The sequence below is a fragment of the Polyangium spumosum genome (assembly GCF_009649845.1).
Lineage (GTDB): Bacteria > Myxococcota_A > Polyangia > Polyangiales > Polyangiaceae > Polyangium > Polyangium spumosum.
In genome coordinates, this window is sequence record NZ_WJIE01000023.1 from 63540 (window position 1) to 83660 (window position 20121).

19 protein-coding genes are annotated in these 20121 nt (G+C 69.2%); 9 read left to right on the plus strand and 10 right to left on the minus strand.

Features of this window, described 5'->3' with window-relative positions:
- Positions 1-28 precede the first annotated feature (28 nt).
- The gene (locus GF068_RS39755) at positions 29-1576 is read left to right on the plus strand and encodes a benzoate-CoA ligase family protein (RefSeq protein ID WP_153824763.1); all 1548 of its coding nucleotides are present in this window, start codon (positions 29-31) and stop codon (positions 1574-1576) included.
- A 3-nt stretch (positions 1577-1579) separates the two neighbouring features.
- Here the strand turns inward: GF068_RS39755 and GF068_RS39760 are convergent, their stop codons facing one another.
- Complete coding sequence (locus tag GF068_RS39760) at positions 1580-2359, minus strand: hypothetical protein (protein WP_153824764.1); 780 nt, start codon at positions 2357-2359, stop codon at positions 1580-1582.
- Between the two features lie 107 nt (positions 2360-2466).
- On the opposite strand from GF068_RS39760, the gene GF068_RS39765 reads away from it, so the two are divergent.
- A complete protein-coding gene (locus tag GF068_RS39765; protein WP_170319953.1) occupies positions 2467-3315 on the plus strand; it encodes a metallophosphoesterase in 849 nt (282 codons plus the stop codon).
- Positions 3316-3331: 16 nt separating this feature from the next.
- Here the strand turns inward: GF068_RS39765 and GF068_RS39770 are convergent, their stop codons facing one another.
- From GF068_RS39770 to GF068_RS39785, 4 genes are all read right to left on the minus strand, one after another.
- Positions 3332-4060, minus strand: coding sequence for a TPM domain-containing protein (locus GF068_RS39770; protein WP_153824766.1), 729 nt, complete (start codon positions 4058-4060; stop codon positions 3332-3334).
- 9 nt (positions 4061-4069) lie between these two features.
- On the minus strand, positions 4070-4696 hold the full coding sequence (locus GF068_RS39775) for a LemA family protein (RefSeq protein ID WP_153824767.1): 627 nt from the start codon (positions 4694-4696) through the stop codon (positions 4070-4072).
- A gap of 76 nt (positions 4697-4772) precedes the next feature.
- Positions 4773-7493 carry a hypothetical protein gene (locus tag GF068_RS43955; protein ID WP_170319950.1) on the minus strand — a complete coding sequence of 907 codons (2721 nt, stop codon included), beginning with the start codon at positions 7491-7493 and terminating at the stop codon, positions 4773-4775.
- A gap of 29 nt (positions 7494-7522) precedes the next feature.
- Positions 7523-8653 carry a glycosyltransferase gene (locus GF068_RS39785; RefSeq protein WP_153824768.1) on the minus strand — a complete coding sequence of 377 codons (1131 nt, stop codon included), beginning with the start codon at positions 8651-8653 and terminating at the stop codon, positions 7523-7525.
- A 278-nt stretch (positions 8654-8931) separates the two neighbouring features.
- On the opposite strand from GF068_RS39785, the gene GF068_RS39790 reads away from it, so the two are divergent.
- From GF068_RS39790 to GF068_RS39815, 7 genes are all read left to right on the plus strand, one after another.
- The gene (locus GF068_RS39790) at positions 8932-10587 is read left to right on the plus strand and encodes a thrombospondin type 3 repeat-containing protein (protein ID WP_170319954.1); all 1656 of its coding nucleotides are present in this window, start codon (positions 8932-8934) and stop codon (positions 10585-10587) included.
- A 40-nt stretch (positions 10588-10627) separates the two neighbouring features.
- Positions 10628-10939, plus strand: a complete 312-nt coding sequence (locus tag GF068_RS44630) for an MYXO-CTERM sorting domain-containing protein (protein ID WP_206079654.1) — start codon at positions 10628-10630, stop codon at positions 10937-10939.
- A 330-nt stretch (positions 10940-11269) separates the two neighbouring features.
- Positions 11270-12418, plus strand: a complete 1149-nt coding sequence (locus GF068_RS47280; RefSeq protein WP_170319955.1) for a hypothetical protein — start codon at positions 11270-11272, stop codon at positions 12416-12418.
- Entirely contained in the window at positions 12415-13128 is a 714-nt protein-coding gene (locus tag GF068_RS39800) for an SDR family oxidoreductase (protein ID WP_170319956.1), read from the plus strand. Before GF068_RS47280 ends, GF068_RS39800 begins: the two co-directional genes overlap by 4 nt.
- A complete protein-coding gene (locus tag GF068_RS39805; RefSeq protein ID WP_153824771.1) occupies positions 13125-13685 on the plus strand; it encodes a hypothetical protein in 561 nt (186 codons plus the stop codon). The genes GF068_RS39800 and GF068_RS39805 overlap by 4 nt, the downstream gene beginning before the upstream one ends.
- The gene (locus GF068_RS39810; RefSeq protein ID WP_170319957.1) at positions 13658-15118 is read left to right on the plus strand and encodes a radical SAM protein; all 1461 of its coding nucleotides are present in this window, start codon (positions 13658-13660) and stop codon (positions 15116-15118) included. Before GF068_RS39805 ends, GF068_RS39810 begins: the two co-directional genes overlap by 28 nt.
- The gene (locus GF068_RS39815) at positions 15115-15858 is read left to right on the plus strand and encodes an SDR family NAD(P)-dependent oxidoreductase (protein ID WP_170319958.1); all 744 of its coding nucleotides are present in this window, start codon (positions 15115-15117) and stop codon (positions 15856-15858) included. The genes GF068_RS39810 and GF068_RS39815 overlap by 4 nt, the downstream gene beginning before the upstream one ends.
- Before the next feature lie 34 nt (positions 15859-15892).
- Here the strand turns inward: GF068_RS39815 and GF068_RS39820 are convergent, their stop codons facing one another.
- The 5 genes from GF068_RS39820 to GF068_RS39840 all read right to left on the minus strand — a co-directional run bounded on the left by GF068_RS39820 (position 15893) and on the right by GF068_RS39840 (position 20083).
- Positions 15893-16408: a DUF6036 family nucleotidyltransferase gene (locus GF068_RS39820; protein WP_153824774.1), complete on the minus strand. Its 516-nt coding sequence runs from the start codon at positions 16406-16408 to the stop codon at positions 15893-15895.
- Between the two features lie 415 nt (positions 16409-16823).
- Positions 16824-17228 (minus strand): phosphopantetheine-binding protein, encoded by a 405-nt coding sequence (locus tag GF068_RS39825; RefSeq protein WP_153824775.1) that lies wholly within the window; start codon positions 17226-17228, stop codon positions 16824-16826.
- A 19-nt stretch (positions 17229-17247) separates the two neighbouring features.
- Complete coding sequence (locus GF068_RS39830) at positions 17248-18204, minus strand: aldo/keto reductase (protein ID WP_338046768.1); 957 nt, start codon at positions 18202-18204, stop codon at positions 17248-17250.
- Positions 18201-18536, minus strand: coding sequence for a divalent cation tolerance protein CutA (gene cutA / locus GF068_RS39835; protein ID WP_170319959.1), 336 nt, complete (start codon positions 18534-18536; stop codon positions 18201-18203). Before cutA ends, GF068_RS39830 begins: the two co-directional genes overlap by 4 nt.
- Positions 18533-20083, minus strand: coding sequence for a hypothetical protein (locus GF068_RS39840; RefSeq protein WP_153824777.1), 1551 nt, complete (start codon positions 20081-20083; stop codon positions 18533-18535). Before GF068_RS39840 ends, cutA begins: the two co-directional genes overlap by 4 nt.
- Positions 20084-20121 lie beyond the last annotated feature (38 nt).

The following is a 20121-nucleotide window of genomic DNA, read 5'->3' on the forward strand; positions in this document are numbered from 1 at the left end:
CGCGCCCCCTCGTCGCACCATCCGGCGCATGGAGCGACCCTTCGAGATCCCCGAAGACCTCAACATGGCCGACTGGTTCCTCCGCGCGCGCCTGCGCGAGGGCCACGGTGATCGTGTTGCCATCCTCGCGGGCGATCGGCGCCTCACCTACGCCGACGTCGATCACCTCGCTTCTCGTTTCGGCCACGTCCTCCGGGGTCTCGGCGTTCATCCCGAAGAGCGCGTCATCGTCGCCCTGCCCGACATCCCCGAGTTCGCGGGCGCCTTCTTCGGCACCCTCGCCATCGGCGGCGTCGTCGTCATGGTGAATTGCCACCTCAAGCCCGACGAGATCGCCTACTTCTACGATTACACGCGCGCCGCCGTGGCGGTCGTCCACGCCGATCACCTCGCCGCGTTCGTCGAGGCCACGAAGGGCGCGCGGCACCTCCGCCGCATCCTCGTCGTCGGCGGCGGAGAGACCACCGAGCCGCATGCCTCGTTCGAGGCCCTCGCCGAGGCCGCGCCCGATACCATCGACCTCTTCCCCAGCCACCGCGACGACGCCGCGATATGGATCTTCTCGGGCGGCACCACCGGCCGGCCCAAGGCGGCCGTGCAGACGCACGCCTCGTTCGTCAACACGACCGAGCTCTTCGGCAAGCGCGTCCTCGGTTATGGCCCGGGTGATCGCACCCTCTCCGTCCCGAAGCTTTATTTTGGTTATGCCACCGGCTGCAACCTGCTCTTCCCGTTCTCCGTCGGCGGCAGCACCATTCTCTTCCCCGAGCGTTGCACGGCCGACGCCCTCTTCGAGCAGATCGAGAAGCACCGCCCGACCATCCTGATCAACGTCCCCACGATGATCAACCACATGGTCTCGCACCCCGACGCGGCCGCCCAGGATCTCTCCTGCGTGCGTGTCTCCACCTCCGCGGGCGAGGCCCTGCCCGTCGAGCTCTACGACCGCTGGAAGAAGACCTTCGGCGTCGAGCTCTGCGACGGCCTCGGCACCGCCGAGATGTGGCACATTTTCCTGACGAACCGCCCCGGCGACGTTCGTCCGGGCACGCTCGGCAAGGTCGTCCCCGGGTTCGAGGTCAAGATCTGCGACGACGACGGCCGCGAGGTGCCCGACGGCGAGGTCGGCTGGCTCTGGGTCCGCGGGCGATCCCGCGCCATTGCTTACTGGCAGCAGATGGAAAAGACGATGCGCGTCTTCCGCGGCGAGTGGTACGTCTCCGGCGACATGCTGCGCAAGGACGCGGACGGCTATTTCGTTTATTGCGGCCGCGGGGACGACATGCTCAAGGTCGGCGGCAAATGGCTCGCCCCCGCCGAGGTGGAGAACTGCCTGCTCCGCCATCCGGCCGTCGCGGAGTGCGCGGTCGTCGGCGTACCCGACGAGAATGGTTTGATCAAGCCCCACGCCTACGTCCTCGCCCGGGAGACGCGGCCGGGGCTCGACGCGGAGCTCAAGACGTTCGTGAGGGAAAAACTCGAACCTTACAAGGCCCCGCGCGAGCTCTTCCTCGTCGACGAGCTGCCCCGCACCCACCTCGGCAAGATCGATCGCGGCAAGCTCCGGCGCTCCTGACGCTCAGGGCTTCACCTCGAGCGCCTGCACCATTCCGTCGAAGAACCGCTCGGGCGTGCACTCCGGGCTCTTGTGGAGCTCGATGTACATCGTCTTCACGTGGTGGATCTTCCAGCTCCCCACCTGCATCGTCTCCCCGCTCGGGATCTGGCCCCCGTCGTCGCCGAGCAGCGCCGAGATCGAATAGAGCGTCCGGCGGTCCGCCTCGGGGCAGTCCTTCGGCTGCTCGCTCACGCACGCGAGCGAGAGCACGAGGCTCGGCCCGCCGGGCAGCGCGGGCAACGCCGCCGGCACATCCGCGTTTGCGTAACGCATCACCACGGCCTGCCCTTTCGTGCCGCTCACGAGGTACGATTGCCCCTCCTGCTTCGCCGTCACCATGTCCCCCACGGCGAACACCTCGCCGAGATCCGGGCCCTGCCAGGCGAGCCGCGCGGGCATTCCTCCTGCGTCGAACGCGAGCTCCATCCCGAATGCATCCACCACGGCCACCGTCGCCTGCGCGCCGCTCGACAGATCCGGCGTCGCATCCTCGAACCCGAGCCACGGCCACGATGCCTGCACGACCGCATTCTGCTCGGCCGTACACGCTGACCCCGCCATCCCGCCTGCGCCTCCGCTGCCGCTGCCGCCTCCGCCGCCGTCTCCGCCCCCGCCTGCGCCTCCGCTGCCGCCGCCGTTTCCGCTGCCGCCCTCGCCGCCGCTTCCGCCGCCGCCGCACGCCGCGAGGCACGCCGCCATGGCGATCACGAGCCCGGATGCCCGAGAGAATCGTCGTTCCATGCCCCATGAAGCGCATGCAATACGTGCGGCGTCAATCCCTCGAAACTCCACCGAAGCGCCACCGTCCCTCCTCCCGGCGCCCGGGGGCGCGTGGTCTCCTCCGGCGCATGCACTTCACCGCCGCCGGCCGCGGCCTCCATTATTCTGCCGCGCGTGGCGTCGTGGAATCGGCGCTCCGGGTCCTCTTCCGCGGCGATTGGCCCGCCCGCGCCTGGGGACGCTTGCCCGTCGCCTCCTCCGTGCGCGTCGTCCACCGGCGTATCCCGCTCCCGACGCCGCGACCTTCACCTCTGCGTATTGCCTTCGCCTCCGACCTCCACCTCGGCCCCACCACGTCGGCGAAGACCCTCGACGAGGCCTTCCGCCTGCTCGCCGTGGCTCGGCCCGACGTCCTCGTCCTCGGCGGCGATTACGTCTTCCTCGACGCCACCCCGGCGCGCGCGCGTGAGCTCGAGGCCCGCGTCAGGGACGTGCCCGCCCGCCTCAAGGTCGCCGTCCTCGGCAACCACGACCTCTGGACCCGCCATTCCCTCCTCGAAGACGCGCTCACCCGCGCCGGCGCCGTGGTGCTCGTCAATGCCGCCGCCCGCCTCGACGACCTCGCCGTCGTTGGCCTCGACGACCCCTGGACCGGCGTCCCCGACGGCGAGCGCGCTTTTGCCGCGGCCGAGGGCGCGGCGCTCACCATCGCCGTTTGCCATGCCCCGGGTGGCTTCCGTCATGCGCGTGGCCGCGGCGCCTTGCTTTATCTTTGCGGCCACACCCACGGCGGCCAGGTCGCGCTGCCCGGCGGCGTCCCCCTCGTCGTCCCCGGCGGCCGCCTCGCGCGCCGCTTTCCGCACGGCGTTCACCAGGTCGACGGCACGACCCTCTTCGTCTCCCGCGGCCTCGGCGGCGTCGAGATCCCCCTCCGCGCCTTCGCGCCTCCCGACATCGGCCTCTTCGACCTCGGCTGATCGCGCGGCCGGACCTTCACCACCCCCCGCGCGCCCCGCCGCCGCCCGAGCGGCCCCCGCCGCCCGAAAAGCCGCCGCCGTCCCCGCCGCCCCCGCCGCGACCTCGCGTGATGACCCACAGCAGCGTGAGCGCGAGCGACGGATTCACGGCGAACAGCACCAGAAAGGCGACCACGAGCACGCCGATCCAGATGAAATCACGCGTCCTCGGCTGGGGCTCGGCCGTCTCCCCGGGCCCGGGCGTGAAGGGTTTCCCCTCGATCGCCTGCAAGAGCGCATTCACGCCCCCGGTGATGGCGCCGTCCGGATCCCCCGCTCGTAGCCGCGGCGCCATCACCTCCCGGATGACCCGCGAGGCGATCGCGTCCGGCACCTGGCCCTCCAGGCCATAACCCACTTCGATGTCGATCTTTTTGTCCTTTGCCAGGACGAACACCACGATCCCGTCGTCCTGCCCCTCCCGCCCGACCCCCCACGCCTCGAACGTCCGCACGGCCCAGTCCGCGAGATCCGCCCCTCCGATCGTGTCCCCGATCCACACCACGACCTGGTGCCCGGTCTGCCGCTCGTATTGCGTGAGGCGCGCGTCGAGCCGGGCTCGCGCGTCCGGCGAGAGCAGCCCCACCGTATCCGTGACGTGACGGGTCGGCGCCGGGGGAATGGGCGCGGCGGCCGTCTGGCCACGCGCGAGCCCGACGAACGTCAGCCACGCGGCGAGGACGAGGAACGTGAACGCTCGAATCATGAACGCCTGTCAGAACTGCACGGCGGGCGGCCGATCGGCGCCGGCCGTGGCCCGGAAAAACGTCTTCGTGGCGAAGCGCTCCCCGAACATGTCGGCGACGAGGTTCGTCGGGAAGCGATTACGCGCCGTGTTGAACTCCCGCGCCGCCTCGTTGTACCGCATGCGCTCGACCGCGATCCGGTTCTCGGTCCCCTCGAGCTGGGCCTGGAGATCGCGGAAGTTCTGCGTCGCCGAGAGCTCCGGGTATCGCTCGACGACCACGAAGAGCCTGCCCAGCGCCGACGAGAGCTGATCCTGCGCGGCCTGGAACCGCTCCATCGCGGCGGGATCCTCGGGCGCCGTCGAGGTCGTGGCCCCGGCCTGCGGGCCGCCGCCCGTCGTCACGGCCGCGGCGCGTGTCCTCGCCTCGGCGACCTGGAGGAACGTATCCCGCTCGAAGTTCGCCGCGCCTTTGACGGTCTCGACGAGGTTCGGCACCAGATCGAGGCGCCGCTGGTAGACGTTCTCGACCTGCGCCCATTGCTGTTCGACCTGCTGATCGAGCGTCACGAGCCGATTGTACGTGCCGATGCTCGCGCCTGCGACGACGAGCAAGAGGATGAGCACGCCTGCCAGGACGAAGAGCGCCTGCTTCATCGATACCCCCGTGCACACGGCGCATGCCGCGCCGCGCGGGGGGATGCACGGACCGTGCTGGCCCGTTCTGGCGGCGTCAGCTCCTCCGCTTGCGCCGCCGGAGGGCCATCGAGGCCATGGCCACGATCAGCCCGAGCCCGCCCGCCGCGCCCGCGTCGCGCCCGACGGCCCGACAGCCGCAGTCGCTCTCGTCCGGCGTATTCGCGGGTGCGCCGCCGCGCCCGCCCGCGCCGCCATCTCCGCCGCCGCTCCCGCCTGCGCCGCCGCTCCCGCCTGCGCCGCCATTTCCGCCACCGCTTCCGCCTGCGCCTCCGCTGCCGCCGCTGCCACCGCTGCCGCCGCCACCGCTTCCGCAATCGGGGATCGGCACGTATTGACAGCCCGCCACCGGATCACACGAATCGTCCGTGCACGGGTCGCCGTCCACGCACACCCTCGCTCGCCCCGTGCAGACGCCGAAGGCGCAGGCATCGTCGAGCGTGCAGGCATTCCCGTCCTCACACGGCGCCGTGTTCGCCGTGTGGGTACATCCGAGCTGCGGATCACAGGCGTCGTCCGTGCACAGATTCCCGTCGTCGCAGCTCGTGGCCGCTCCGCCCGTGCACGCGCCCCCCGAGCACGTCTCGCCCGTCGTGCAGGCGTCGCCGTCGGCGCAGGCCATTCCGTCGCTCGCGCCCGCGTCCTGGCAGACGTCCTTCACCAGGATCTCCGCGCGTGTCATCTCGATCGGCGCGACGCCCGGCACGTCCTTGTTGTGCTCCCAGATCTGCCAGATCGTGTCGCCCCACGCCCGGAGCGCCCCGAAGAACGGGTCCGTCTGCGCGATGTATGCATTCGGCTCGCCCGAGGGCGCCGGGCTCCCGAGCGACGTCGCCGTCCCGTTGATCTCGTCCCGCAAGAACTCCGCATACTCGCGGCTCGTCGTCTGGTAATAGAGCCGCACCTCCACCCGGCTCCCGCCGGCCGGCAACGTCAAGCTCACGTCGTCGTAGCCGCCCGTGTACTCCTCCGCCGAGAAGAAACCCGGCGAGATCGCTCCTCCCCAGACCGGCTCCGTCATTCGCGTCCCCGCTTCGGCGATCCGGAAGCCCTTCGGCGGGATGCGGTTGTCCTTCGACCGCTCCGTCCCGAGGAGGAAATGGAACGATTGGGTCTGTCCCGTCAGCGCGCTCGCCATCTTCGCCTCGTAAACGAGCGCGTCCTCGTACGTCTCATTTGGCCCGAGCGGCGGGCTCGAAGGCGCGTGGGACGGGTCGAGCCCCCGGAGCGTGCCGACCGCCATGTCGTACGGGTTCACCTCGTGGACCAGCGCATCGCCGTCGAAGACACGCACGTTCAGGAACATGCGCCGGCCCTCGGGATACCCCGTGATCAGCTTGTGCCCCGTGTTGTTTCGCACCCGGAACGACGTCGCGCCGCTCAGCGGATCGTAGGAGAGAGATAGAATGTTCGCCGCGCGCCCGAGCGTCCAGATCGCCCGGTTCGCGCCTGCGATCAGCGCCGCCGCGTCGAGCTTCGTCCCCGCGTCGAGCGAGAGCGTCAGCGCCGCCGCGCCTTGCCCGAGCAACGCCGCGTTCGTCGCGTCGTGGTTCGGCGACGACGGCACTGTACTCGCGAGCAGCCACGGCACGAATGCATTGCCGCCCGTCAGATCGTGCACGGGTTGCCCGCTCGACGGGTGCTCCACGCTCTCCGTCGGCCGGATGACCGACCCGACGATCGACGCGCCCGCGCCCACGCTGTCCGGCATGTGGCAATCCTGGCACGACGCGATCGTGTTGTTTGGCTGCCCCGTCTCGAACTTGTCCGGCGCGTACGGCCCCACGCCCGGCGCGCCGCCGGGCAGCCCGTAATCGCTCAGCATGAACTCCGACCACGTACGCTCCACGTGGAAATACTCCGCCGGCGCCTTCGCCTCCGTCGGCAGCACCGTCGTCCCGTCGTTCGGCATCGTGCCTTTGGCCGACATGTTCGCGAAGACCGGGTTCGACACGTCGTGGCACGTCCCGCAATAATACTTGCTCTTGTGGTAGCGGCTGTATTGCATCGGGTGGAACGCCTGCGCGTCCGCGAACGACCCGCGCCGCTCCGGCTTGTCGCTCACGTAATATTGCCCGGCCCCGTTCTCCCGGTAGTCCGTGCTCACGGGCCGATGATCCGCGCCGTACATCGGGCTGCCGTTGAACAGCGTGTGCGACTGCGATTGCAGGATGTCCGCCTCGCGCGTCTTTTGCGCTCCGGCCGACGACATCGTCTCGCTCATGTTCGTCTCGTCCCAGTACCCCGGCCAGTCGCTCCCCTCGCGTATCCCCTGGAACGTGTCCTCGAAGAACGGATCCACCATGCGGTGGCAGAAATCGCATTGCACGCCGTCGAAATCGAAGTCGCTCATCGCCTGGCCGTTCGTCGGATCGCTCCGGAGCTCCAGCCAGCCCTTCGGCATGTGGCAACGCAGGCAGATGTCCGTCCCGTTCGGGTTGCCGAGCGCCCATATCGAGTCCTGCGCGGCGACCGCCAGCGCGGCCCAGAAGAACGGGTCGCGCGCGGCCTGCCCCATCATCGAGCCTTTCCACCCGAACCCCGGCTCGATCGACGGCGCATACCCCGCGTGACACCCGAGGCACTGCACCGAAGGCTCGATCGTCATGTCGCCCCGCGGCTGCGTCCCTGGCATGCGGATCAGCGGATCGTATTGCACGATCATGGGCTCCCAGCCCCACGCGAGGGCGGGCGCGGCGGCGAGCGCGAAGGCGAGCAGGGCAGGGGTCTTCATGCGGGGGCGGGCGCGTTTCGTCATGCCAGGGCCCATTCTCGCACGAAAGGGCCCTACCGCGAAGGCCTCTTTTGCCGCTGCCTCTCCGCGTAGAACACGAGGTTCTTCTGCAGCCGCTCGTCGTCCGGCCGCGCCCTCGCGGCCTTCTGCGCGGCCGCCTCGCCGACGGCGAACTCCCCGAGGAAGTAGGCCGACGAGGCCACGAGATCGGCCATCTTCCACGTGTACACCTCCTCGTCCACGAAGAGCCTGTCGTTCACTGGCAACGGCAATTCGTAGCCGCGGCGCGCGTAGAGGAACGTGAGCGCGTGCTCCTTGCGTGCGTCGTGGTGCATCGCGATCGCGTGCAGCGGCTCGGCGCGGTGTGGCGCCGCGAGGTGCGCGTCGAGCCAGCGCGTCAGCACCCGCGGCCATGGCAGGTTCTGCCCCACCCCGCACCGCGCGATCCCCATGTACGACTCGAACACCTCCTCCGCCCATCCCCCCATCGAAATGCGCCGCGCGAATGCGGCCTCCGCCTCCGCGTACCGGCCGAGCCAGAGCAGCGTCTCGGCGAGGTAAAACGCCGCGCGTGTGTCCGCCGGATCCTCGGCCAGCGCCTTTTCGAGCAGCCCCACGTCGCGCTCCCAGCGCCTCCGGCTCCGCTCCGCCGACGCCTCGCCGCGGTGGTGCCGGATCAGCACCTCGGGCACCCGGATGCTCGGCGGCGGCCTCTCGTCGTGCGTCAGCACCTCGTGCACCACGCCGCGGAACCGATGACCCGCGTGGCTCCGCACGATCCGCGGCGAATCGAAGTGGATCCCGAGCGCCACCCGCACGTAATACGCCTCCCGCGAAGGCCCCCGCGCCTCCCGCTCTCGTTCGAGGAATGCCCGGAGCGCCTGTCCATTCTCGAGCTCGTCGTCCGCGTCGAGCCAGAGGACGAACTCCGTCGCCGTGCCCGCAAGCTCCAGCGCGCGGTTCCTCGTCGTCGCGAAATCGACGAACGGCTCCTCGAAGAGCTCCCCCGGGACCCCGCTCATTTCGTGACGAACCACCTCCTGCGTGCCGTCGGTCGACCCCGTGTCGAGGATCACCCACCGATCCACGAAGGGCTTCACGCTCCGCAACGTGCGCGCGATCGTCGCGGCCTCGTCCTTCACGATCATCGACAACGTGAGCAGGCTCCCGTGCTTGTCCGGCATGGCTCACGCCATGGAAGCGCCCGGGGCAGGGGGGTTGTCAAGCGTGAGGGGGCCTGAGGACAGGAGACATCAACCTCCCGTGGAAACTGAGGCGACCGCCCCTCACCCTTTTGCTTTCCCACCTGGAAACGGCGGGAATCACGGCGTCAGCAGACTGGCGCATCCCTTGCCAGGCGCGTCCGACCATGACAGAGGCAACGAATCGAGATCGGGTTGGCTTTCGCCGTCACGGGATTCTTTCACGGAGGGGCGCCTCGCGAGGGCTCGGCATTCTCGGTGTGCTCGGCCTCCTCTGCGTGGCGCCTCCGCCGCTCGCCGCGTCCGGCGGCCCGGAACGGCTGCCTTGCGGCGACGGCGTGGTCGACGCCGCCGAGACCTGCGACGACGCCAACTACAACGACGGCGACGGCTGCAGCGCCGTCTGCCAGATCGAGCCGTTTTACGGCTGCAACGGCGCGCCCTCGCAATGCGCGCTCCTCGACACCGACGGCGACGGCCTCGCCGACCTGCACGAGACCCTCCTCGGCTACGACCCGAACGCCGCGGACGCGGACGGCGACGGCGTCCCGGATCCGGTCGACCTCGACCTCGACAACGACGGCATCCCCAACGACGTCGAGTGCGACAACACCGCCATTTCCCTCGTGAATGGCAGCTTCGAGACGCCTGATATCCCGGACAGCACCTACCAGCTCATCGACCAATCCATGGTGCCCGGCTGGACGACGACGGCCGCCGACGGATTGCTGGAGTTCTGGGGGACCGGCTTCGACGGCGTGCCCGCCGCGGATGGGACACAATTCGTGGAGCTCAACGCGAACGTGGCGTCGACCCTCTACCAGGACGTCCCCACGACGCCCGGGCAGGCCTATCTCTACCGCTTCTATCATCGCGGGCGCACCGGCCCCGAAACGATGCAGTTCTACGTCGGCGCGCCCGAGGACGAGCCCTCGCTCATCACCGAGGTCACGACCGGCACCATGGAATGGCAGCTCGTGACGGGTATTTACGTCGTCCCCGCCGGGCAGACCGTCTCCCGCTTCGCGTTCGCGTCGTCCCAGGGCGGCAGCGTCGGCAATTTCCTCGACGGGATCGTCTTCACGCCCGGCTGCGCGGTGGACACGGACGGCGACGGCATTCACGAGTTCCGCGACACGGACTCGGACGCCGACGGCTGGCCCGACGGCGTCGAGGCGGGCCACGGCCTCGCGGACATGAGCGGCGTCGTCCCCGGCCCCTATGGCACGAACGGCCTCGCGGACACGGTCGAGGCGCCCGTCGACGGCGGGAGCATCGATTACACCGTGGTGGACACGGACGGCGACGGGACGCCGGACTATCAGGACGTCGACAGCGACGGCGACGGCGTGAATGACGACGCCGACGGCTGCCGGCTGGTCGAGGACGCCGACCAGGCGGACACGGACGGCGACGGCGTCGGCGACGCCTGCGACGACAGCGACGACGACGGCCTCCTCGACGGCGACGACAATTGCCCCACGGTGGCGAACCCGGATCAGGCGGACGAGGACGGCGACGGAATCGGCGACGTCTGCGAGTCGCTGCCGCCGCCCGACGGGGACATGGACGGCGTGCCCGACGAAGACGACAATTGCCCGGATGTGGCGAATGCGGATCAGGCGGACGCGGACGAGGATGGAATCGGCGACGCCTGCGAGCCGCCGCCCGGCGACGGGGACATGGACGGCGTGACCGACGACCGCGACAATTGCCCTGCGGTGGCGAATGCGGATCAGCTCGACGCGGACGTCGATGGAATCGGCGATGCCTGTGACGACAACACCGTCCTCGTGGGAGATGGGTTCCTCTGCAGCCTCTCCTCGCAGCCTGGCCGTGAGACCTCGTTGCCCGTGGTCCTCGCGGCGTTGATGGCCGCGGGCCTCTTGCGTCGTCGTCGCGCGCCTCGCGTTTGACCCCTTGCCGCCCGGGGCGCCTTCTGCTCTCCTCCGGCCCATGCGTCATTTCTTGATTGTTTTGGGTCTCCTCGCTCCGCTCGCCCTCGCCGCGCCGGCCTTCGCGGACATCCCCAGCCCTGGCGCCGGTGGTAGCCCCGGCGTCGGCGGCGCCGGGGGCCTCGGCGGCAACGGCGGCAACGGTGGCAAGGGTGGCAGCGCCGGTGCCGGCGGCTCCACGGAAGCTCCGCCCGCCGAGGAGAGCGGCTGCGCCGTCGTGGCCCCGGGGGCCGCGACCTACGGCGCCGCCGGCGTGTGGCTCCTCGGCCTCGGCGCGCTCGCCCTCAGCCGCCGATCCCGCCGCCTCGCCTGAGCCGCTCCTCCCTCCCGCGATGGCGAACGATCGTTGACCCGGATACGAATGATCCATGACCCGGGTACGGATGATCGTTGACCCGGTTGCCGATGATCCATGACCCGGGTACGGATGATCGTTGACCCGGATACGAATGATCCATGACCCGGGTACGGATGATCGTTGACCCGGATACGAATGATCCATGACCCGGGTACGGATGATCGTTGCCCCGGTTGCCGATGATCCGCCGATCGGTTGCCGATGGTTCGCCGATCGGTTGCCGATGATCCGCCGGTCCTCCCTCGTGGTCTGGTGTCCTGGGCACCGCCGCAGTACCATGCCCCCGTGAAGGCCGGCTTCATCGGGGGTCCTCGCTTCGACCTCGTGTTTTTTTTCGGCAGCGCGCTCGTCGCCGCGCTCGTCGGGGCCTTCGCGCTCGCCGTCCCGGCCGCGATCGTACCTCTCTTCGTGGCCTTCCTCCTGCTCGTCGACGGCCCTCACCTCGTGGCCACCTGGGCGCGCACCTACCTCGACCCGGGCTTCCGCGCGCGCCGCCGCGGCTTGCTCCTCGTGAGCCTCGCCTGGCTCCTGCCGGGCCTCGGCGCCTTTGCGCTCAGCCGCGTCACGGGCGAGCGCGCCCCGATGGACCTCTTCCTCCTCGTCGCCGCGCTCTGGAGCTTTCACCATGCCGTCCGGCAATCGTACGGCGTCCTCGCCATCTACCAGCACCACGCGCGCACCACGCTCCCGGCGCGCAAGACCGATCGCCTCTTCTTGCACGGCGCCCTCTGGCTCGCCTTTGGCCTCTTCTCGTTCGGCCACCCGCAGAGTCGTGTCTTCCTCGGCTTGTCCGCGGATCCTCCGCCCATTCTCGCCACGCTTGGCCTCGTCCTCTTTGGCCTGCTCCTCGTCGCGACGCTTGGTTATGGCATCTACCGGCGGACCCGTTTTCCCGGCGAGGATAGGCGACCGCTCCTCTATCTGCTCGGACCCACGCTTGGCCTCCAGCTCTTCGCGCTCTTCGTGGTTGGCTCCTTCGAGCCGCTCGTCCCGCACCCCGAGGATCCCGAGCAGGCGTTCATGGCGAGCACGATCGTCGGGGGGACCGTGCACGGCGTGAATTACCTCGGCATCGTGTTCGCCGTCTCCCGGCGCCGCTTCGAGGGCGACGAAGGCGGCTCGCTCGTGGCGATCGCTGGAAAGCGCCCGCTCGGGGCGTATGCCGCGTTCGTCCTCGTCTCGCTTGGATACCTCGCGCTCAACGCCGCGCGTGGCGTCGTCCCGGGCCTCTCGCCTTTCCCGCGTGGCGCCGCGTTGCCCGAGCTCTTCCTCGTCCTTTATTGGGGCATCTTCTTCCACCATTACTACATCGATCAGAAGATCTGGCACGTGCGCGAGGATCAGACGTTGCGGTACGAGCTGGGGCTCGGGGGCGCAGCTCCGCTTGTCGGAGCGGAGCCCCCGAACGTCGACCGCCTGGAGGCGCCATCGTGACCGAAACCCGGCGCGCGCTCGTGCTCGGCGGCAGCGGTTATGTCGGCCGTGAGGTCGTGTGTTCCCTCGCGGCCGCGGGGGCGCGGGTGGTTTTTACGTACCGGCGCGGCGCGGCCGTCGCCGAGGCTCTTTCGGCCGAGACCGGCGCGCGGGGGTATTCGACGGACCTCGCCAGCCCATCCGCGATCCGCGCCCTCTTCGCCGAGCTCCACGCCGAGGGGACCTCGCCCGACCTGCTCGTCCATTGCGCGGTCGTCTCGGGCACGGACGCGCTCGCCGACGTCACGGACGCGCGCTTCGACGAGCTGCACGCGGTCAACGTCCGCTCCGTCTTCGTCGCCGTGCAATCGTTCGCCGCGTACCTCTCGGGCCGGCCCGGGGACGTGGTGCTCACGGCGGCGCTCGATGGAATTGCGAAGATCCCCGCATCGGTGCATTTCGCCGCGACCCAGTCGGCGCGCCTCGGAATGACCCAGGCCCTCGCCAAGGAGCTCGGCCCGAGGGACGTCCGCTTGAACCTCGTCCTGCTCGGCGCGCTCGGCGGCGGCATCTCCGCGGGGCTCGATCCGGCGCGGCTCGCCGATTACAAGCGGTACAGCGCCCTCCAGCGGACCGGCGCGCCCGCCGAGGCTGCGCGCGCCATCACCCGCCTCGCGCTCCACAATCGATGGATGACCGGCTCCGTCTTGCCCATCACGGGGGGCCTGTGACGCCGCGCTGGGTCGGGGTCCTCCTCTTCGTGATCCTCGTCCTGCACGCGGTGATCTCCAAGATGCCGTTCGGGCTCCTGCCCGAGATGCTTTATGCCTGCCACGTGGCCACGGCCGTCCTCGCCGTCGGCGTGCTGCTCGAGAGGCCCGCGCTTGTCCTTTTTGGGTTTTCTTTCCACCTCGGCGCCGGCGTCTGGGGATATCTCTTCGACCTCTGCGAGACGGGCACGACCACCTGGACCTCCGTGCTCGTGCACATCACCCCGCTCGTCGTGGGCGCCCTCGAGGTCCGCCGCTCGGGCCTGCCGCGCTGGGCTCCCTGGGCCTCGTTTGTTTTCCTCGCCGCGATGGTCGTGCTCGCGTATTACGCGACCCCGCCCACGCTCAACGTGAACCTCGCGCACCGGCCTTTCCCGCCCGTCGCGCGCCTCACCCCGGCCCTCTGGGCCACCTGGGTGACGAACCTCGTCTTCGGGTTTTTCCTCATTCACACGACCGATTTTGCGGTCCGGAGATGGCTCGGGCGACCATGGCAGACGGAAGCGACGAAGGCGTGATCCTGGCCGCGACGACGGGCCTCTGCAGGACGTGCAAGCGCGCCGTCCCGGCCGAGACCGTCCGCGTCGCGGGCGAGGTTTACCTGCGCAAACATTGCGACGAGCACGGGCCGGAGGAGGTGCTCCTCTCGAGCTCCGCGGACTGGTACGAGGAGACCGTCCGGAGCACCTCCGTCCTCGAGCGCCCCGCGGCGCCGCGCCCCGTCTCCGCCGGCTGCCCCTACGATTGCGGCCCGTGCGAGCAGCACGAGCAACGTAATCACCTGCCGGTCGTGCCGATCACCTCGAAATGCGACCTCGATTGCCCGATCTGCTACACGCACAACAAGAACGAGGGCGCGTACCACATGTCCGAGGAGGAGCTCGCCGCGATTCTGCGGCACCTCGACCATGTCGCGCCCGACCGCCGCATCATCAACCTCACCGGCGGCGAACCCACGCAGCACCCCGATTTCGAGCGCCTCGTCGAGATGTGCGTGTCCGCGGGCGTCCGCCGCGTGACCGTCTCCACGCATGGCCTGCGCTTCCTCCGCGACGAGGCTTTGCTCGAGCGCCTCGCCCGCAAAGGCGCGCGCGTGATCCTCTCGTTCGACTCCTTCGAGCCCGAGGCGAACAAGAAGATGCTCGGCGGCCACCACCTGAACGCAAAGCTCAGGATCCTCGAGCTGCTCGAAAAACACGGCGTGCCGACGACGCTCCTGCCCGTGCTCGCGCGGGGCGTGAACGACCACGAGGTCTCGGCCTTCATCGACCTCGCGCTCTCGAAGGATTTCATCCGCTCGGTCGAGTTCCACCCCATGACGTTCACGGGGCAGAGCGGCGCCTCCTTCGAGCGGAGCGCGCGGTACACGGCCTTCGACGCGCTCTCCGACATCGAGCGTCAATCGGGCGGCCGGATCGTGGTGCGTGATTTCGTCCCTTCGCCGCTCGCGCACCCGCTCTGTTACCAGATCGCCTATCTGCTCCGCCTGAAGGACGGCCGCTGGTTGCCGTTCACCCGCTTCATGAGCCGCGAGGACCTGCGTAGCCTGCTCTCGCAGGAGCTCTACATCGTCCCGGGCCCCGAGATGGAGCAGATCCTCGCGGACGTCCTCAATCGGCTCTGGGCGGGCGACATCGAATGCGAGGAGACCGACGCGGTGCTCTCCGCCCTGAAGGACCTCGTCGAGCGTATGTTCGCGCCGGGCACGGACGAGGCGATCCGCATGCGGATCGCCGAATCCCACACGAAGGCCATTTACGTGCACACCCACATGGACGAGGAGACCTTCGACACGGACCGCATCCGCCGCTGCTGCGTGGGCATGCCCGGCCCCGACGGCTCGAACGTGCCGTCCTGCGCCTACAACGTCCTCTACCGCGAGCGCGACGCGCGGTTCTCCCCGCGCCCGGCGGCGCCGCTCGTGCAGCTCGGCCGCGGGAGGACACGATGAGCGTGCGCCTCGCGGGCAAGCGCTGCCTCGTGACGGGCGGCTCGCGGAACCTGGGCCGCGCCATAACAATGGCGTTCGCCCGGGGAGGCGCGCGCGTGGCCTTCACGTACCACGAGCGCGACGACGCGGCCGAGGAGACACGCGGCGCGCTCGAAGCCGCGGGCGCCACGCCGCTCGTGCTGAAGGGTTCGGTCTCGGACGCCGCGCACGTGACGGCGGCGGTGAAGGCGGTGGAGGCGGCGTACGGCGGCATCGACGTGCTCGTGAACAACGCGGCGCTGACGCAGGTCCTGCCGATCGCGCTGCTGGAAGAGGCGGAGTGGGACGCGGCGATGGACACGAACGTGAAGGGGCCGTACCTGTTCGCGCGCGCGGCGTTGAGGTCGATGATCCGCCAGAAGAAGGGCCACATCCTGAACGTGGGCTCGTTCGGCGCGGACCGCGTGCTCGACGCGCCGGTCCATTACGCGGCCTCGAAGGCGGCGCTCGTCGGGTTCTCGCTGGCGCTCGCGAAGGAGGTGGGTCGTTATGGAGTCGCGGTGAACTGCCTGGTGCCGGGGCTGCTCGAGACCGGGCTGTCCGCGCGATTGCCGAAGCACCGCGTGGAGAGTTACGTGGCGCAATCGGCGCTGGGCAGGCTGGGGACGGTGGAGGAGGTCGCGGATCTGGCGGCGTGGCTCGTCTCGGACGAGAACTCGTTCATGACGGGCGGGCAGGTGGTGATCGACGGGGGGCTTTGATGGTCCACCGTGCGGTTGGGGTACGGCCGTGTGTTCAGCGCTGCGCCGGCGGTTTTTGCTTCTTCTGCATTCGTGCTACTGCGCGCTTCAGGACATCGACATCGGCGATGTCCTGAGGTCTCCCCGAAGCCTGCTTGGAGGCGACGAGATCCTCCAGCGATATGTAATGCGCGGGCGTAGCTCCGTAGACTCCATCGACCCGACGTTTCCACGCTGCGGCGAAGGAGGGAACACCGTCGATGCTGGTAAGGATATCGATTCGAATCGGGTCGACGCCGAGGATGATCAGCGTCCGCGGGTGGACGAGCTTCTCCTCGGTGATGTTCGGCGCGTCGTTCCCCAGGAAATCGATCATCGCCTGTCTCGCGCGCCGGGCGTTCGCCCTCGACCTATCGACGAGGATGTCGATGTCCTTGGTCGCCCTCGGTCGCGCGTGAAACCCTACCGCGTAGCCTCCCACGATCAGGTACCTCACGCGATGGGCGTTCAACGACGCGATGAACTCTTCGAAGTCGGGGAACGTCACGAATACCTTCCAGGCGGAGGCCATCGAGGACGCACTCGCTCATGAGCTCGATCCTCTGCTTCGGCGTGAGCTCGATCCACGGCGAGAGATCGTCGTTCTCCTCGACGGGCATGACAGTCACGGTCCACGTGCGACCGGCACGGTCCCGGACGCGGGAGACATCGTCTTGTCGCGCGCGAGGCGCACGCGTGGAGCCTTCCCCTCGGCGGGTCGTCGCCTCGCGTATGGCTTTCGTGGCTCGCTGGGTCGACATGGGTGTGAGGGACAGTTTCTCCGATGACGAAGGCGGTTGCAAGCATCCGGGCCCAGCTCGAGGGTGGGGGCCTCGATCTGGAAGAAACTCGCGGGTGCGCGGACGAGTACACGGCATCCATCCGGGCCGCGTTCTCAACCTTCTAGGCCGCGTGGAGAAGGCGTGATCGCCGTCGAATCGAAGCCATTAAACCACCACACCCCGCTTCTTCGCCTCCACCATGTTCACGAACGTCTGCACCGAGAAGAGCCCCAGGATCTGCACCGCCCGCAGCCCCGGCACGATTCGGTCCTTCGCCTCCGGCATCAGCTCGCGCAGGCGCTCGAGGCCCCTCTCGCTGACCACGCCGCCCGGCGCGAACTCCTCGTCGCTCATGTCGCCACGCGCGGCTTTTTGCATCTCGCCGCGCGTGATCTGGATGCCGAACGTCCGCTCGATCTTGAACACGATATCCAGGTAATCGAGCGACTCCGCCCCGAGGTCGCTCATCAAGAGCGACTCGTATTTCACCGCGGCGGGATCGAGGGCGAGGGCCTCGGCGATGATGAGGCGGACTTTTTCGGCGATCTCGGGGTCGTTGCCTTCGGACATCGGGAGCGATCCTACGCGATCACCAGTCCCACATCAATCCCGGCGGCAGGGCGTCCGAGACCACGCGCCCGATCCGGTCCATCTCCGCGAGATCCTGCACGTCGAGCGACACGTCCCCGGCGCGCGTGTTCTCCGCCGCCTGCGCCGCGTCCCTCGCGCCCACGACCGCGCACACGTTCTTCTGCGCGACGAGCCACGCGAGCGCGAGGTTCACGAGCGAGAGGCCATTCTTCGCGGCGATGGGCCGGAGCTCGTCGAGCGCCCGGAGCGCCTCTTCGAAGACCTCGCCCTTGAAGAGCCGGTTGTCCGCGCGGTTGTCGCCCTCGGCGAACACGTGCCCGCGGCCGAACTTGCCCGTGAGCAAGCCCTGCGCGAGGGGTGAATACGCGAGGACCGTGATCCCATTCTCCTCGCAATACGAGAGCGTGTCGTCCGCGGCCTTCCGGAAGAAGAGCGAATAACAGGGCTGCAGGCTGTCGACCCGGCCCACGCGGCAGGCCGCTTCGAGCTGCGACCGATTGAAATTCGAGACCCCGATCGCCCGGATCTTCCCCTGCGCTTGCAGCTCCAGGAGCGCGCCCATCGTCTCCTCGATCGGCACGGGCTCGCTGCCGAAGCTGCCCGCCGGCCAGTGGATCTGGTAGAGGTCGATTCGATCCGTCGCGAGGTTTCGTAACGAGCGCTCGCACGCCTCGATCACCTTCGCGCGGCGCAGGTTGTTCCAGGACACCTTCGTCGCGATCACGATCCGCCCGCGCTCGCCGGCGAGCGCCTTCGTGAGGATCCGCTCGCTGTGCCCCGCCCCGTACTCCTCGGCCGTGTCGAACGTGGTCACGCCCGCGTCGAGGGCCGCCCGGTGCGCGGCGATCTGCGCGTCGTCGTCAATGCCGACCCACGACTCCTTGCCCGCTTGCCAGCCGCCGAAGACGATGGAGCTCACCTCCATCGAGGTCTGCCCGAGCTTCTTGTACTTCACGGCGCTCCTCCCGACGTGCCCGTGTTCTCGTCGATCCAGGCGAAAAACTCCGGCAGGCCCACGGCGATGGGCGTCGCGACGATCTGCGGGAGCTCATAGGAATGTGTGGCTCGAACGAACGCGACGATTTCGTCCCAGAGGCCCGCGCGCGAGACGAGCGTCACGCGGTGCTCGGGGTGGGCGTGGAGCGCGCCCTTCCAGCGGTAATGCGTGGTCGTGATCGCCTCGACCTGGGCCGAGGCGGCGAGCCTGCGCGCGACGGCGGCCGTGCCGAGCGCCTCGGCCTCCTCGGCCGAGCGCGTCGTGACGTGGACGAGGAGATACTCGGTCACTTCGCGATCTTGAGGATCTCGCCCGTGCCCCTGTTTGCCCAGTAGATACTCGTGCTGGTGACCGCGATGCCCCAGGGCTGGGGTTGTCCGGCGATGACGGTCACGGGCGCCGCGCTCCCGTCCTTGGGCATGGCGCGGATCTCACCCTTGTCCTCGATCGTCCAGTAGACCCGCGCCTCGTCGAGCGCGATTCCCCGCACGCTCGGGCCTTCGGTCGCGAGAACGGTTTGCTCGCCGCCCGTGGTGGGCACGCGGTGGATCCCCATGCTGGAGATCCAGTAAACGTGGGTCGCGTCGACGAGGAGGTCGGAGGCGCCGCCCACGCCCGAAGCGACGAGGAGCTGGGGGCTCTCCACGCCGATCGGCGCGCGGTACACCTCGCCGACGCCCGTCGTCCAGTAGAGGTGCGTCGCGTCGAGCGCGAGGCCCATGACGCCATTGTTGTAGCAGCATAGATACCCGTTCGAGCTGCCGTCGCCGACCTTCCCGGTCCGGATGGTATTGCCATTCGTCCAGTACACGTCCGTCAGCGTCGCGACGACCCCGCGGGCGCTCTGGCTGCCCGAATACGTCTTGGAGCTGCCGCCATCGAGGAGGATGTGGGTGACGCTGTTGTTCTGGTATCCGACGAAGAGGCCGGCCCCGTTCACCCACATCGAGAGGACGCCGCCGAAGCCGAGGCCGCCGAGGGTGGTGACGCTCCCGCCGCCGAGGGGCACCCGGAAGGTCGGCCCGCTCATGCCCGGGGCGGGCCCGCTGTAGACGAACGAGGCGTCGATCGTGATCTCGGCGGCGCCCGATCCCAGCGGCGCCTTGCCGAGCACGACCGACTGGCAGGCGCCGCCCACGCACGCCCCGCCGTCACAATCGTGGCCGCAGGCCCCGCAATGCTTCGGATCGGCGAGGAGGTCCTGCTCGCAGCCGTCGTTCGTGAGCCCGTTGCAATCGTCGAACCCGGTGGCGCAGTTGATCACCTTGCAGACGGAGGAGACGCAGCCGACCGTGCCGCTGCTGTCGCTGGTGCAGGGCTGGTTGCAGCCGCCGCAATGCTCGTTGCTCGACGTGAGGTCGGCCTCGCAGCCGGTCGCGGCCTGCCCGTCGCAGTCCTCGAAGTCCTCGAAGCACTGCGCGATCTCGCAGACGCCCTGCACGCACGCCGTCACGGCCTTCGACGCGGCGCAGGTGTTGTCGCACGCGCCGCAGTGGTCGTAACTCGTGAGCGGGTTCGTCTCGCAGCCGTTGTCGGCGAAGTCGTCACAATCGAGGCGGCCCGGATCACACGTCGTGAGCTCGCAGACCCCAGCCTCGCACGTGCCCGCCCCGTTCGGGAAGTCGCAGGTGTTCTTGCAGGCCCCGCAATTCTCGGCGTCCGTGGCGACGTCCGTCTCGCACACGGTCGTCGGATCGCCGTCGCACTCGCGCTTGCCCTCCGGGCAGCCGTCGCCCTCGTAGTTGCGCTCCTCGGGCTTGCACGCGGCGCCGAGGACACCCGCCAGCGCGAAGAACACCAGCGCCGCCCGGACCGTCGTTCGATGTGCCGAAGTCATCTCCGGACGATATCACGATTCGCCGCGCAGGATCTCCC